Origin of the sequence: Actinoallomurus rhizosphaericola, from assembly GCF_024055675.1 — a bacterium.
GTDB lineage: Bacteria > Actinomycetota > Actinomycetes > Streptosporangiales > Streptosporangiaceae > Actinoallomurus > Actinoallomurus soli.
The window spans coordinates 697721-711167 of record NZ_JAMXMW010000002.1 but is presented as its reverse complement, the minus strand read 5'-3'; the positions used below and the strand labels follow the sequence as shown (position 1 = coordinate 711167).

The window sequence follows — 13447 nt, the reverse complement described above, 5'->3', positions numbered from 1 at the left end:
GATATCGAGGGCGAGGACGCATCATGGCGTACGACGAGCGGACCGAGGAACTGGCGGCGAGGGCCGCAAAGGGCGACAACGCGGCGTTGAATCAACTGCTCAAGGTGATCGAGCCGGATGTCCTGCGCCATTGCGGCCGTTTTCTGCCCTGCCGGCAGGACGCCGAAGAAGCGTGTCAGGACGCGTTGATGCAGGTGGCGCGGAATATCGGGCGGTTCGAGGGCCGTTCGCGATTCAGCACGTGGCTGCACGTGGTCGTCGCCAATTCCGCGCGCTCGACCTACCGTTCGCTCAAGCGCCGCTCGATGGAGCAGGCCGGCGAGCTGCCGCAGCAGCGCCCGGACCCGCGCCGTACGAGCGTCATCGCCGGCTCGCGCGTCGACATCCTGGACGCGATGGAGGACCTGGAGCGGCGCAAGCCCGACCTCATCCAGGCGCTGGTGCTGCGCGACGTGTCCCAGCTGGAGTACAACGAGATCGCCCAGCAGCTCAACCTGCCGCTCGGCACGGTGAAGTCGCGCATCCACGAGGCCCGCAAGCAGTTCCGGCAGGCGCTCGGCAACGACTACGGGTCGGCTCCCCAGTCCTGACCGGCGACCGGGCTCCGGTCCTCAGGCCTCGCCCGATCGCCACTCGCGCCGGGTGCGAGCGCCGACTTCGGCGACGGGCCGGGCCGTCCGCGTCGGGCATGACGCCTGGACCGGCGGATCGGCTCGGGGGGCGGTCTCAGCCGAGCGCGTCGAGTTGCGCGGCGAACCAGCGCTGCGGCGGCAGGGCCGTCGCGGCGGCGGTCAGCCGGGCACAGCGTTCGGCGCGTTCGCGGCGGGGCATGAGCAGCGCCTGGTTCAGGGCCTCCGCCGTCTGCGACACGTCGAACGGGTTGATCATCAACGCGTCCTCCTCCATCTCGGCGGCGGCCCCGGCCTCGCGGGACAGCACCAGGGCGCAGCCGTCCTCGGACAGCACCGGACCCTCCTTGGCGACGAGGTTCATGCCGTCCCGGATGGGGTTCACGAGCAGGACGTCCGCCAGCCCGTACGCCGCGAGCGAGCGCGGATAGTCGTCATTGACCTGCAGGATCAGCGGATCCCAGCCGCTGTCGCCGAACTCGTCGGAGATCTCGGCCGCCGTCCGCTGCACGGCGGCGGTGTACTCGCGGTACTCCGGCAGGTCGTGCCGTGACGGGTAGGCGAAGGCCAGGTGCACGACCCGGCCGTGCCACTCCGGATGCTTGGACAGCAACTCGCGGTAGGCCGCGAGCCCCCGCACGATGTTCTTGGACAGCTCGGTGCGGTCGATCCGTACGATCAGTTTGCGGTCGCCGACCTGCTCGCGCAGCGCCTGCTTGCGGGCCTGCACGTCGGGTTCGGCGGCGCGGGCGCGCAGGGACTCGCCCTCGACGCCGAGGCCGTGCACGCCGATCCTGGTGACGCGCCCGGCGTGGGTGACCGTGCGGGCGATCTTGTCGACCTTCGCCTGCAGCACGGCGGCGCAGCAGTCGATGAACGCGTCGGCCCAGCGTTCGGCGTGGAAGCCGGCGTGGTCGGCGCCGAGGACGCCCTCGAGCACCTGGCGGCCGATGTCGTCGGGCAGCAGGCGGTAGTACTCCGGCGGCGCCCACGGCGTGTGCGAGAAGTGCGCGATCTTCAGGTCGGGGCGGCGCTCGCGCAGCATGCCCGGGGCGAGCGTCAGGTGGTAGTCCTGGATCGCGACCTTCGCGCCGGGCCGGGCGTCGCGGGCGAGCGCGTCGGCGAACGCCGCGTTGTACGCCTCGTAGGACTGCCAGTCCCGCCGGGAGCGCGCGTCGAAGTGCGGGGCGTTCGGGGTGTCGTAGAGCATGTGGTGGACGAACCACAGCGTGGAATTGGCCACCGAGTTGTACGCGCGGTGGAAGGTCGCGGGCGCGATGTCCAGCATGCGGACGCCGTCGGCGCCGTAGACGTCCAGTCTTCCGTCCTGCGCCCGGCGGGTCGCCGCGCGGTCGGCGTCCGAGAGCGCCGCGCAGATCCACAGGATGTCCCCGTCCAGGCCGGCCATGGCCGAGACCAGGCCGCCGCCGCCGCGACGGACCGAGAGTGTCCCGTCATCGGCGAGCGCGAACGAGGCGGGACCGCGGTTGGACGCCACCAGGACCTGCGAGTCACCCATGTGGGGAGCGTAACCGGCCGACGTTAACTAGGGTCGAAGAAGGTCCGGTGGTCGGACGATCCGGGCGGCATCCCGGGAGGACCTCGACCAAGACCATCCGGGCATGTCACCCCGCGGAAGGCCGCTGGTGGCACGGGTTCGCGGCGGCGCGCCGCCGGGCCGGCGAGGGGGCCGGAACCGGCCGCGCGGGTGTCTCGCGAGCTGAGACGCGCTTGGCGGGGAACCGGTCAGTCACGTATACAAGTCCTCAGACAACTTAATAACGCTCATCCAGAGGGGTGGAGGGACCGGCCCGTTGAAGCCCCGGCAACCCTCCCGGACATGCGGTTCACCGCGTGCGAAGACACGCCGCAACTCGCTCGTAGCGAGGCCGCCCGGGACAGGTGCCAACTCCGGCTCGTGACCAAGGTGGCACGGGAAAGATGAGGAGAGAGGCCTCGCTTCATGCCGCACAACGCCGCCCCCGATCTCGGCCCCGCGACCGCATTGACGTGCCGTGAATGCGGTCAGTCCTACGATCTGGGCCCCCGCTACGCCTGTGAGCTGTGTTTCGGCCCCCTTGAGGTCTCCTACGACCACACCGGGGTGACCCGGGAGCAGATCGAGTCCGGTCCGCGCAACATCTGGCGCTACCGCGGCCTGCTGCCGGTCCCGTCGAACGTCGTCGACTCGCCGAACACCGAGCCCGGCTTCACCCGCCTCGTACGCGCCGACAACCTCGCCGAGTCGCTCGGCCTGCGGTCGCTGTGGGTCAAGGACGACAGCGGCAACCCCACCCACTCGTTCAAGGACCGCGTGGTCGCGGTGGCGCTCGCCGCCGCCCGCGAGCTCGGGTTCAAGGTGCTGGCCTGCCCGTCCACCGGCAACCTCGCCAACGCGGTCGCGGCCGCGGCGGCGCGCGCCGGCATCCGCAGCGCGGTCTTCGTGCCCTCGGACCTCGAGCGCCAGAAGATCATCACGACGGCGGTGTACGGCGGGACGTTCGTCACCGTCGACGGCAACTACGACGACGTCAACCGGCTGGCCTCCGAGCTCGCCGGCGAGCAGGAGGACTGGGCGTTCGTCAACGTGAACGTCCGGCCGTACTACGCCGAGGGCTCCAAGACCATCGGGTACGAGATCGCCGAGCAGCTCGGCTGGCGGCTGCCCGAGCAGATCGTGATCCCGATCGCGTCCGGCTCGCAGCTCACGAAGATCGACAAGGCGTTCCAGGAGTTCATCAAGCTCGGCCTGGTCGAGGACCGGCCGTACAAGATCTTCGGCGCCCAGGCGACCGGCTGCTCGCCCGTCTCGGCCGCGTTCAAGGCCGGCCACGACGTCGTCCAGCCCGTCAAGCCCTCGACCATCGCCAAGTCCCTCGCGATCGGCAACCCCGCCGACGGCCCGTACGTCCTCGACGCCGTGCGCCGCACCGGAGGGGCCGTCGAGGACGTCTCGGACGAGGAGGTCGTGGACAGCATCGGCCTGCTCGCCCGCACGGAGGGCATCTTCGGCGAGACGGCGGGCGGCGTGACGCTGGGCGTGCTGCGCAAACTGCTGTCGGCCGGCGTGCTCGACCCCGACGCCGAGACGGTGTTCATCAACTCCGGCGACGGACTCAAGACCCTGGACGCGGTGGCCCCGGTCGCCCAGCCGTCCGCGAACATCGCCCCGACCCTCGAGGCATTCCGAAAGGCAGGTCTGGCGTGAGCTCGATCAGTGTCCGCATCCCGACGATCCTCCGCAGCTACACCGGAGGCGAGGCCGAGGTGAAGGCGACGGGATCGACCGTACGCGAGGTCGTCGCCGACCTGGACGCCAACTACTCCGGCATCGCCGCGCGAATCCTCGACGACAACGGCAAGATCCGCCGGTTCGTCAACGTGTACGTGGGGGAGGAGGACGTGCGGTTCGCCGACGGCCTCGACACCCCGACGCCGGACGGCGCCCAGATCTCCATCATCCCGGCCGTCGCCGGCGGCTGATCCGCGGGGCGAACCGCGCGGTGACGGGCCGCGCGGGTGACGCCCCGTGATCGGGCACCACGTCACGATCCCCGGTGTTCGCCGAGTCACCCGACTCGGTGAGCGCCGGGGATCGTGCGTTGAGCCGCCGAAATGGCGGAGCCGAGCGTGCCGGCTCCGCGTTCCTGAGCGGGAATTGTGTCTCCCTTATACGTATTTATGGGCATGCGTCGTTAGTTCCGGCCGGAGTCGTTCGATTTTTGACCAGCATCGGCCGTCCGCACTTGTGGGGTAAAGGCTGTTCCACGGACGGTAGCCGTGTGTAGGGTCGGCGATGGCCGCCGCAGCCGAGTCGGCGGGCGATCGGCGGGTTCCGCAGTGGTCCGGCGGGCTCGAAACAGTGACTGTGGCCAATGGCCACGGGAATTGCCCTGGTGGGAGTTGTTGGGAATGGCGCAAGGCACCGTCAAATGGTTCAACGCGGACAAAGGCTACGGCTTCATCGCGGTCGACGGTGGCAGGGATGTGTTCGTGCACTACTCGGCCATCGTCGCGGATGGCTACCGCAGCCTCGAGCAGGGGCAGCGGGTCGAGTTCGAGATCACGCAGAGCGATCGCGGTCCGCAGGCGGACGCGGTTCGGGCACTCTAAGTCCCATAGCCTGACGGAGGCCCGGCGCTTCGGCGCCGGGCCTCCGGCCGTCCGCCTACCCGGCGATGCCGGCCGCGTCCGGGCATCCGCGCCGCGCGTCCGGGCGCCCGCCCCGTGCACTCAGGTGCCGCCCAGCGCCCCTAGCCGCCGCCTGGCGCACCCGGGCGTTCGCCCGGCGTGCCTCCTGGGGCGCAGTGCGTCCCTCGTGACGACCGGTGTGTTCCCTGGGGCACAGACGTTTTCCGGTGGCCGCCCGGAGTACCCGTGGGGGCGCCGGCGCGCCCCTGCGGCCGGTCCGTCCGGCTGTGCGGTTCCTCCCATGGCCGTCCGGCGCGCCGTGCTCCCTCGTACGCCGTACGGCCCGAGGCCGGACGAGCTGCGACCGATCGGCGGTCAGGTGACCGCCACCCACCAGGAGGCGCACCTCGCGCTCACCACCCCGACGACGGCGGACTGTTCGCCGAGCGTCCCCCTGGCACCGTAGCGCCGAGGGTTTTCGTCGTGCCGACAACCAGGATCCTCGGCGATCCACCGCGACCAGGCCAGTACGGGCGCGGATCATTCCAGTTCCTGCGGCGAGCCATTCTCTGGCTGAGGATCAGCCGTGCGGCGGGGCCGCCGAGAGAGCCGACCGGTGGGGCACGGCGCGCTGCCGCCCGCATCCTGCGCCGCCGTGACGGCGTGCCGTTCCTTGCCGAGTCGCCCGCTTCGCCGCCGCAGGGGTCACCTTGCCGCCGTAGTGAACCAGTCTCGTCCTGCTTGCCCTTTTCGCCCCGTCATCACCGACGGCGAAGCTGCCGCCGGCGTGCCCCTAGCGGTGGCAGACGTGCCCTCTGGGCGCGGACGTCTCCTCTGGGGCGCGGCATGGCCGGGCGTGCCCCCCTCCCTGGGTGCGGGCGTGCCCGCTGGCCGCCCGGCGTGCCCGTGGGGTGCCGGCGCGCCCCTGTGGCCGGTCCGTCCGGCTGTGCGGTCCCTCATGTGGGCGTCCGGCGGGCCGTTCTCCCTCGTACGGGACCTGTGCCCCCGGAGCGCCGGTGACCTTGAGCGATGCCTCTGGGGCGGCATGGGGAGATGTTCACCCTGGTGAGAGGTGACTCCGCTTGCACTCTCAATGGGAGAGTGCTAAACAAGCGGTTGGCACTCTAGTATTGAGAGTGCCAAACAGGTGATCGAGGCGATGAGGCCTCGTGTCCGGCGGCGGAATGGACGTCGTCGGGCGAGGTCGTCCGTCGCGGGCGTCGACTCGATCCGCGTGAAAGCCACCCCGTTCCGGGAGGATCTGGAGCCTATGGCTGCAAAGATGATCGCGTTCGACGAGGACGCGCGGCGCGGCCTCGAGCGCGGCATGAACCAGCTTGCCGACGCCGTGAAGGTGACCCTCGGTCCCAAGGGCCGTAACGTCGTTCTGGAGAAGAAGTGGGGCGCCCCCACGATCACGAACGACGGTGTCTCCATCGCCAAGGAGATCGAGCTCGAGGACCCGTGGGAGAAGATCGGCGCCGAGCTCGTCAAAGAGGTCGCCAAGAAGACCGACGACGTAGCCGGTGACGGCACGACGACGGCGACCGTGCTGGCCCAGGCGCTCGTCCGCGAGGGCCTGCGCAACGTGGCCGCCGGCGCCAACCCGATGTCCCTGAAGCGGGGCATCGAGTCCGCGGTGGAGCGCGTCAGCGAGCAGCTCGCGCAGATCGCCAAGGACGTCGAGACCAAGGAGCAGATCGCCTCCACGGCCTCGATCTCCGCCGGCGACACCTCGATCGGCGAGATGATCGCCGAGGCGATGGACAAGGTCGGCAAGGAAGGCGTCATCACGGTCGAGGAGAGCCAGACCTTCGGTCTGGAGCTCGAGCTGACCGAGGGCATGCGCTTCGACAAGGGTTACATCTCGCACTACTTCGTGACGGACCCGGAGCGTATGGAGGCCGTCTTCGACGACCCGTACATCCTGATCGTCAGCTCGAAGATCTCGGCGAACAAGGACCTGGTGCCGGTTCTGGAGCAGGTCATGCAGGCCGGCAAGCCGCTGGTCATCATCGCCGAGGACGTCGAGGGCGAGGCCCTGGCCACCCTGGTCGTCAACAAGATCCGCGGTGTCTTCAAGTCCGTCGCCGTCAAGGCCCCGGGCTTCGGTGACCGCCGCAAGGCCATGCTGCAGGACATCGCGATCCTGACCGGTGGCCAGGTCATCAGCGAGGACATCGGCCTCAAGCTGGAGAACACCACGCTGGACATGCTCGGCCAGGCCAAGCGCATCGTGGTGACGAAGGACGAGACCACGGTCATCGATGGCGCCGGCAACCCCGACGACATCGCCGGCCGGGTGAACGAGATCCGTGCCGAGATCGAGAACTCCGACTCGGACTACGACCGCGAGAAGCTCCAGGAGCGTCTCGCCAAGCTGGCCGGCGGCGTCGCCGTCATCAAGGCCGGCGCGGCGACCGAGGTCGAGCTGAAGGAGCGCAAGCACCGCATCGAGGACGCCGTGCGCAACGCGAAGGCGGCCGTCGAGGAGGGCATCGTGCCCGGCGGTGGCGTCGCGCTGCTGCAGGCGAGCGTCAAGGCGTTCGAGAAGACCGACCTTGAGGGCGACGAGGCGACCGGTGCGCAGATCGTGCGCCGTGCGCTGGAGGAGCCGCTGAAGCAGATCGCGGTGAACGCCGGCCTCGAGGGCGGCGTGGTGGCGGAGAAGGTCCGCAACCTCGAGCCGGGCTTCGGCCTGAACGCCGCGACCGGCGAGTACGTCAACATGTTCGACTCGGGCATCATCGACCCGGCGAAGGTGACGCGCTCGGCGCTGCAGAACGCCGCGTCCATCGCGGCGCTGTTCCTCACCACCGAGGCGGTCATCGCCGAGAAGCCGGAGAAGGAGAAGGCTCCGGCCGGCGACCCGTCCGGCGGCATGGGCGGCATGGACTTCTAGTCCACTCGCTTGAGGGGCGGTCCCCGGTGCTGGGACCGCCCCTTTCGCATGCCTCCCACCGGCCGTCACGTGTGGCTGATGATCACCTTCCCGAAGACGCCGCCCGCTTCGAGGTAGCGGAAGGCGTCGGGTACCTGATCGAACGAGAAGACCCGATCGATCACGGGACGCACCCGGTGCGTCTCGACGGCGCGGTTGAGCTCCAGGAAGTGGGCCCGGCTGCCCGTGGCGACACGGCGCAGCACGGCGCCCGCCATGAACAGGGAGCCGGGGTCGATGGGAGCGGCTCCCGCGGCGCCGGACAGCCAGTAGCCGACGAAGGCCACCTCGCCGGTGGACGCGACCGACTTCAGGGACTGCTCCAGTGGGCCCGTCGCATCGACGACGAGGTCGGCACCCAGATCATCGGTCAGGGCGCGCACCTGCTCTCCCCAGGCGGGATTCTCCCGGTAGTCGATCACCTCGTCGGCCCCCAGTGCCCTCAGCCGCTCGGCCTTGGCGGCGCTGGACGTGGTGACGATCACCCGGGCGCCGGACAGCTTGGCGAACCGCAGGACGAACAGCGACACGGCCCCTGATCCGAGGGTCAGCACGGTCGCGCCGGGACGAATCGCGCCGCCGCCGGTCAGCGCGTTCCACGCGGTCACCGCCGCCAAGGGCAGGGCTGCGGCCTCTTCGAACGACAGGTGTTCCGGGACGGGCACGACGCCGTCTTCGTCCAGCACCGCGTACTCGGTCAGCACTCCGTCGATCATGGTGCCGAGCTGCGCGGCGTTCTCGCGCCTGAACGGTCCGTCGAGCCAGCGTGGGAAGACGGTGGCGGCCACGCGATCGCCCGGCTTGACGCGGTCGACGCCCTCGCCGACGGCCACGACCTCCCCCGCCCCTTCGCACCCGGGCACCACGCCGGGCCTGATCGGCAGCACGTATTCGCCGGCCAGCACCTTCAGGTCGCGGAAACCGAGCGCGTTCGCGCGCATCCTGACCACGACCTGCCCGCGCCCGGGTTCGGGCTCGTCGTGTTCCCGGACCGTCAGCCCGGCGAGGCCACGGCCCGGGTCAAGGTGGTAGCTCTTCATCGAACGCCTCTCGCACTCGTTGTCGGGGCGGCCGGGCCGGTTCGGCCTGGCCGTGCGCCAGGGCACGAGCGTGCTGAGCGGCGCTGACATCCGGCAATTCCCCCGAGGGAATCGCCGACGTCACAGGGGGCGGATAGAACTGAGCGGGTGAGCGGCACAATCGAGCGGGACAGAATCGGCGCGGAGCTCAGACGCTGGCGTACGGTCCGGCGGGTCAGCCAGCTCGAGCTGGCTCTGCTGGCCGGCACGACCCAACGCCATCTGAGCTTCATCGAGAGCGGTCGCTCGCGGCCGGGCCGTGCGATCGTGATCCGGCTGGCCGAGTCGCTCGGTCTGTCGCTGCGGGAGCGCAACGACCTGCTCACCACGGCCGGTTACGCGCCGGTGTTCCCCGAGTCGGACCTGGACGAGACGGCGCTGCGCCCGGTCCGCGCCGCCCTCGAGCAGATCCTGCACGGCCACATGCCGTACCCGGCCCTCATCATCGGACCGTACGGACGGGTGGTCGGGGCCAACGACGCCGTCGAGGTGTTCACCGAGGGCGCGTCACCGGAGCTGCTCGGACCACCGGTCAACATGTGGCGGCTCATGCTGCACCCGGAGGGAATGGCGCCCAGGGTGCGGAACTTCGCCGAGTGGGGCCGGCACGTCATCGACAACCTTCGCGCCAGGACGCGGCGGAGCCCGGATCCGCGCCTCGACGATCTCGTCGCCGAACTGGCCGGGTATGTTCCCGAGGACCCGGTCGGCCCCGAGCACCTCGGCTTCGCCGTGCCGATGCGGCTGGCGTCGGCGGACGGAGAGCTGCGCCTGATCACCACGCTGACCTCGTTCGCCACCGCGACCGACGTCACGCTCGCCGAACTCCACCTGGAGGCGTTCCTGCCAGCCGACCAGGCCACCGCCGAACTGCTGCGAGTAAGAGCCGAGCGCCACCGCACCTGAGGGCCGGTCCCGGGGCGGGTGTGAAACGGCCCGACCGGGCCGCCCAGTTCGCGACCAGTCGTGTTCATGCCGTGACCGCATGCACCGTATTCGCCTCGCTCACGGCGCTGGTCATCGGCAGAACATCGATCCGACCCACGTCTGGTGCGTATCGCGCTGACTTCAACTGTGCGTATTGATATGGTAACAGCTCGTGAAGATGGTGGTGCAGGTGAAGCTGTTGCCGACCCAAGAGCAGGCAGCGGCGCTGGCGGCAACCCTGTCGCTATGCAACACCGTGGCGAATGAGGTGTCGGCGGTCGCGTTCGTCCGCGGAGTTTTCGCCCGGCAGAAGCTTCAAAAGCTGGCGTACGGGGCGTTGAAGGCGCGGGGGTTGTCGGCTCAGCCTGCGTTGCATGTGATCCGTAAGGTCGCCGACGCCTACACCACGCTGCACGCTCAGATCGAGGCGGGTCTGCTGGGTGGTGAGCACTCACGCCGGCGGCGTAAGGCCGTCTCCAAGCCCATCACCGTACGGGGCGACGCTGCCCAGCCCTTCGATGACCGGTGCCTGTCCTGGCAGATGGATGCCCGGACCGTGTCGATCTGGACGGTCGCGGGCCGCCTCCGAAACGTCACTTTCACCGGCGAGCCCGGGCAGCTGAAGGTCCTGGCGGACCACCGCAAGGGCGAAACCGACCTAGTGCATCGCGACGGGATGTTCTTCCTGGTCGCGACCTGCGATGTCGAAGCAGCCCCGCAGTTCGAGCCTGCCGATTGGATCGGGGTGGACCGGGGGATCGTGAACCTGGCCACCACCTCCGACGGAGACAACCACCAGGGCAAGGGCCTCGCGCGGTATCGCCGCCGCCAGGCCCGGTTGCGCGCCGAACTGCAGGCCAAAAAGGCGGCGGGGAGCCGGTCGGCCGCCCGCTGGCTGGCCCGCCGGTCACAGCGGGAGGCGCGGCACGCCTCGAACGAGAACCACAAGATCAGTAAGGAGATCGTGGCCGATGCCCAACGCACCGGACGCGGTATCGCACTCGAGGAACTGAGCGGGATACGCGACCGGGTACGGCTCAAGCGGCACCAGCGGGCCACGCACTCCTCCTGGCCCTTCCACCAACTCGGCACCTTCATCCAGTACAAGGCCCAGCGGGCTGGAGTGCCGTTCGTGGAAGTGGACCCGGCCTACACCTCCCAGCGGTGTCCCGTGCCATGGTGCGGGCACACCGAGCGGGCCAACCGGCCCGACCGGGATGTCTTCTGTTGCCGCCGGTGTGGGTTCGCTGGCCCCGCCGACGTCATCGCCGCCACCAACATCCGGAAACGGGCGTGCGTGGCGTGGGCATTCGTCAGCATGCCCGTCCCCGATCCCAACACCAGGGTGAGGGGAGATGCGACCCCGGCACGGCACCCAGCCGCGACGGGGAGCGCAACAAGGCGTGAACACCCGGGCCCCAACCTCCGCTGGTCACGGCCGAGAAGCTGACCTCCCCCGTTCTGCTCACGGCGCTGGTCATCATTAGGACGCCGATCCGATCAACCTCGTAAGCTTCCGCCGTGGATCTCTTTAATTCCCCCGTCCTGCTCGTCGAGCAGCCTAAGAGAGTTCTCGCCGTCGAGTCGCGGTACACGGTCTTCAACGGCCAGGGCCAACCGGTCGCGACGGTGGGGGAGCCGAACCTCTCCGGCGGCAAGAAGGCGATGCGCTTCATGTTCTCCCAGTACTCGGGGAACACCCGCCACACCCTGCACGTCGTACGGCCCGACGGCATGCCGATGCTGATCATCGACAAGCCCTTCGCCCTCGTGACGCCGAAGGTGCAGATCGCCTGGCCGAACGGCCAGCCCATCGGCGCGATCCAGTGCCACTTCGGCCTCCGGCCGCGGTTCACGCTGCTCGACCCGCAGGACCGCCAGCTCGGCGAGATCCGCGGCGACTTCTTCGCCTGGGACTTCACGATCACCGACTGGCAGGGCGTCGAGGTCGCCCGGGTGAACAAGCAGTGGGAGGGCCTGGCCGCCGCCTGGTTCACGACGGCCGACCGCTACGCGGTCCAGATCCCGTACCAGCTCCCCGACCCGCTCCGCACCCTGGTCATCTCCACCGCCATCACCATCGACGTCGTCCTCCGCGAGAACAAGAAGTAGCCGCTCACCGCCGAGGATTTTCGTCGCCGCAGCAACCACAACCTCGGCGCTGATGGGCGCAACGAGCACTGAGGCCCGTTACTCGGTCTCCGGGAGGCCGATCAGGTCGGCGAGGCGGTCGATGCTGTAGTCGAAGAAGGCGTCCGCCGGGTCGAGGCTGTTGGCGTACTGGCCGAACAGCTCGAAGGTGATCATGCCGAACAGCTGGGTCCAGGCGGTGGCGCCGCGGATGATGACGCCGTTCGGGATGGCGGAGTCGAGGAGACCCGCGATGTGGGCGGCCTGGTCCGCCAGGGCCGGGGGCAGGGGCGGCTCCTCCTCCGAGGTGCTCAGCGCGCCGGCCTCGTGCGCGTCGCGGACGATGGACAGGAGTGCCATCGGGACGCGGGCGCCGGGGGCGATGGTCGTCTCGGGAGCGTGGTAGCCCGGCACGGGGGAGCCGTAGACGAGCGCGTACTCGTGGGGATGCGCGGACGCCCAGGCGCGCGTCGCGCGGCAGGCCGCCTCCCAGCGGCCGCGGAAGTCGGTCGAGAGGGCGGCGCGGTCGGCGGCCTCGATCTCGGTGGCGAGCGCGTCGTACGCGTCGATGATCAGCGCGGTGAGCAGCTCGTCGCGACTGGCGAAGTAGCGGTACAGGGCCGAGGAGACCATGCCGAGCTCGCGGGCCACGGCGCGCAGTGAGAGTCCCTGGGCGCCGGAGACCGACAGCCGGCGGCGGGCGGCCTCTTTGATCTCCCTGGTCAGCTCGGATCTCGCCCGCTCGCGCGCGGTACGGCTCGCGTTCATGTCGTTCAGTCTGCCAGTCGGCAGATCGGTGGACAAATACGAGAGCAGTGCTCTTGCTTTGTCGTTCCTCGCTGGTGCACACTGCTCCTATCCGAGAGCAGTGCTCACAAAGGAGTCGAGATGACCGCCGTTCAGCCGCGTCACGTCCAGGCCGCCGGGTTCGAGGTTCACTTCAACAAGGTCGTCCACTTCCTGACCCGCAAGGGGATCAGCCTTCTCGGCACGCGCATCCTGGCCGTACGGGGGCGGACGAGCGGCGAGTGGCGCACCAACCCGGTGAACGTCCTCACCTACGACGGCGTTCGCTATCTGATCGCGCCGCGCGGTCACACCCAGTGGGTGCGCAACATCCGCGTCACCGGCGGGGGCGAGCTGCGGCTCGGCCGGCGGACCGAGGCGATCACCGTCACCGAGCTGCCGGACGAGGAGAAGCCGGCGCTGCTGCGCCAGTACTTCAAGCGCTGGGGCTGGGAGGTCGCCCGGTTCTTCGAGGAGGACATCAAGAAGGCCGACGACGAGCGGCTCGCGGCCATCGCCGCGACCGTCCCGGTCTTCCGTATCGACTGAGCCCTGCCACCGCGCCGGAAGTCGAGGCCGGGTGTAGCCGGGAAGAAGCAGCCCGGAACCCGGCGACGGTCAGCGCGTACGGTCGCGTTCGAGGAGCAGCGCGAGAGTGGGACAGTCCGCCACCGCACGGCGCGCCAGCGGCAGCAGCCGGTCGGACAGGCTCCCGATGATCGGGTAACCCCATTCGTCCAGGTCGATCGTCTCCGGAAGGAGCTCGGCGCACAGGCCGTGGCCGGTGCAGGCGATCGGATCGACCCTCAGCCGCCATGCCATCG

14 protein-coding genes and 1 riboswitch are annotated in these 13447 nt (G+C 69.7%); of the genes, 10 read left to right on the top strand and 4 right to left on the bottom strand.

Annotation, left to right across the window (positions count from 1 at the left end; translation table 11 throughout):
• Window positions 1-23: 23 nt before the first annotated feature.
• The gene (locus tag NE234_RS07320; protein WP_252778089.1) at window positions 24-590 is read left to right on the top strand and encodes an RNA polymerase sigma factor; all 567 of its coding nucleotides are present in this window, start codon (window positions 24-26) and stop codon (window positions 588-590) included.
• Between the two features lie 136 nt (window positions 591-726).
• Here the strand turns inward: NE234_RS07320 and NE234_RS07315 are convergent, their stop codons facing one another.
• Window positions 727-2148, bottom strand: coding sequence for an alpha,alpha-trehalose-phosphate synthase (UDP-forming) (locus NE234_RS07315; RefSeq protein ID WP_252778088.1), 1422 nt, complete (start codon window positions 2146-2148; stop codon window positions 727-729).
• Between the two features lie 263 nt (window positions 2149-2411).
• Window positions 2412-2577: riboswitch (SAM riboswitch) on the top strand.
• A gap of 15 nt (window positions 2578-2592) precedes the next feature.
• Between NE234_RS07315 and thrC the strand changes: the two genes are divergently transcribed.
• The 5 genes from thrC to groL all read left to right on the top strand — a co-directional run bounded on the left by thrC (window position 2593) and on the right by groL (window position 7662).
• Window positions 2593-3837, top strand: a complete 1245-nt coding sequence (gene thrC / locus NE234_RS07310) for a threonine synthase (RefSeq protein ID WP_252778087.1) — start codon at window positions 2593-2595, stop codon at window positions 3835-3837.
• Entirely contained in the window at window positions 3834-4112 is a 279-nt protein-coding gene (locus NE234_RS07305; protein ID WP_252778086.1) for a MoaD/ThiS family protein, read from the top strand. The genes thrC and NE234_RS07305 overlap by 4 nt, the downstream gene beginning before the upstream one ends.
• A 429-nt stretch (window positions 4113-4541) precedes the next feature.
• The gene (locus NE234_RS07300) at window positions 4542-4742 is read left to right on the top strand and encodes a cold-shock protein (protein ID WP_252778085.1); all 201 of its coding nucleotides are present in this window, start codon (window positions 4542-4544) and stop codon (window positions 4740-4742) included.
• A 319-nt stretch (window positions 4743-5061) separates the two neighbouring features.
• Window positions 5062-5226: a hypothetical protein gene (locus NE234_RS07295; protein WP_252778084.1), complete on the top strand. Its 165-nt coding sequence runs from the start codon at window positions 5062-5064 to the stop codon at window positions 5224-5226.
• Between the two features lie 804 nt (window positions 5227-6030).
• Window positions 6031-7662 carry a chaperonin GroEL gene (groL, locus tag NE234_RS07290; RefSeq protein ID WP_252778083.1) on the top strand — a complete coding sequence of 544 codons (1632 nt, stop codon included), beginning with the start codon at window positions 6031-6033 and terminating at the stop codon, window positions 7660-7662.
• 65 nt (window positions 7663-7727) lie between these two features.
• On the opposite strand, the gene NE234_RS07285 is transcribed toward groL, so the two are convergent.
• Window positions 7728-8831, bottom strand: coding sequence for a zinc-dependent alcohol dehydrogenase family protein (locus NE234_RS07285; protein WP_252778082.1), 1104 nt, complete (start codon window positions 8829-8831; stop codon window positions 7728-7730).
• A gap of 57 nt (window positions 8832-8888) precedes the next feature.
• Here NE234_RS07285 and NE234_RS07280 point away from each other — a divergent pair, with 57 nt between their 5' ends.
• The 3 genes from NE234_RS07280 to NE234_RS07270 all read left to right on the top strand — a co-directional run bounded on the left by NE234_RS07280 (window position 8889) and on the right by NE234_RS07270 (window position 11819).
• The gene (locus tag NE234_RS07280) at window positions 8889-9686 is read left to right on the top strand and encodes a helix-turn-helix domain-containing protein (protein WP_252778081.1); all 798 of its coding nucleotides are present in this window, start codon (window positions 8889-8891) and stop codon (window positions 9684-9686) included.
• Window positions 9687-9885: 199 nt separating this feature from the next.
• Window positions 9886-11157, top strand: a complete 1272-nt coding sequence (locus NE234_RS07275) for an RNA-guided endonuclease InsQ/TnpB family protein (protein ID WP_256528465.1) — start codon at window positions 9886-9888, stop codon at window positions 11155-11157.
• A 71-nt stretch (window positions 11158-11228) separates the two neighbouring features.
• Window positions 11229-11819: an LURP-one-related/scramblase family protein gene (locus tag NE234_RS07270; protein WP_252778079.1), complete on the top strand. Its 591-nt coding sequence runs from the start codon at window positions 11229-11231 to the stop codon at window positions 11817-11819.
• A gap of 78 nt (window positions 11820-11897) precedes the next feature.
• On the opposite strand, the gene NE234_RS07265 is transcribed toward NE234_RS07270, so the two are convergent.
• Window positions 11898-12605 carry a TetR/AcrR family transcriptional regulator gene (locus NE234_RS07265; RefSeq protein WP_252778078.1) on the bottom strand — a complete coding sequence of 236 codons (708 nt, stop codon included), beginning with the start codon at window positions 12603-12605 and terminating at the stop codon, window positions 11898-11900.
• A 120-nt stretch (window positions 12606-12725) separates the two neighbouring features.
• On the opposite strand from NE234_RS07265, the gene NE234_RS07260 reads away from it, so the two are divergent.
• Window positions 12726-13172 carry a nitroreductase/quinone reductase family protein gene (locus tag NE234_RS07260; protein WP_252778077.1) on the top strand — a complete coding sequence of 149 codons (447 nt, stop codon included), beginning with the start codon at window positions 12726-12728 and terminating at the stop codon, window positions 13170-13172.
• A 69-nt stretch (window positions 13173-13241) separates the two neighbouring features.
• Here the strand turns inward: NE234_RS07260 and NE234_RS07255 are convergent, their stop codons facing one another.
• Window positions 13242-13445, bottom strand: a complete 204-nt coding sequence (locus NE234_RS07255) for a ferredoxin (RefSeq protein ID WP_252778076.1) — start codon at window positions 13443-13445, stop codon at window positions 13242-13244.
• Window positions 13446-13447 lie beyond the last annotated feature (2 nt).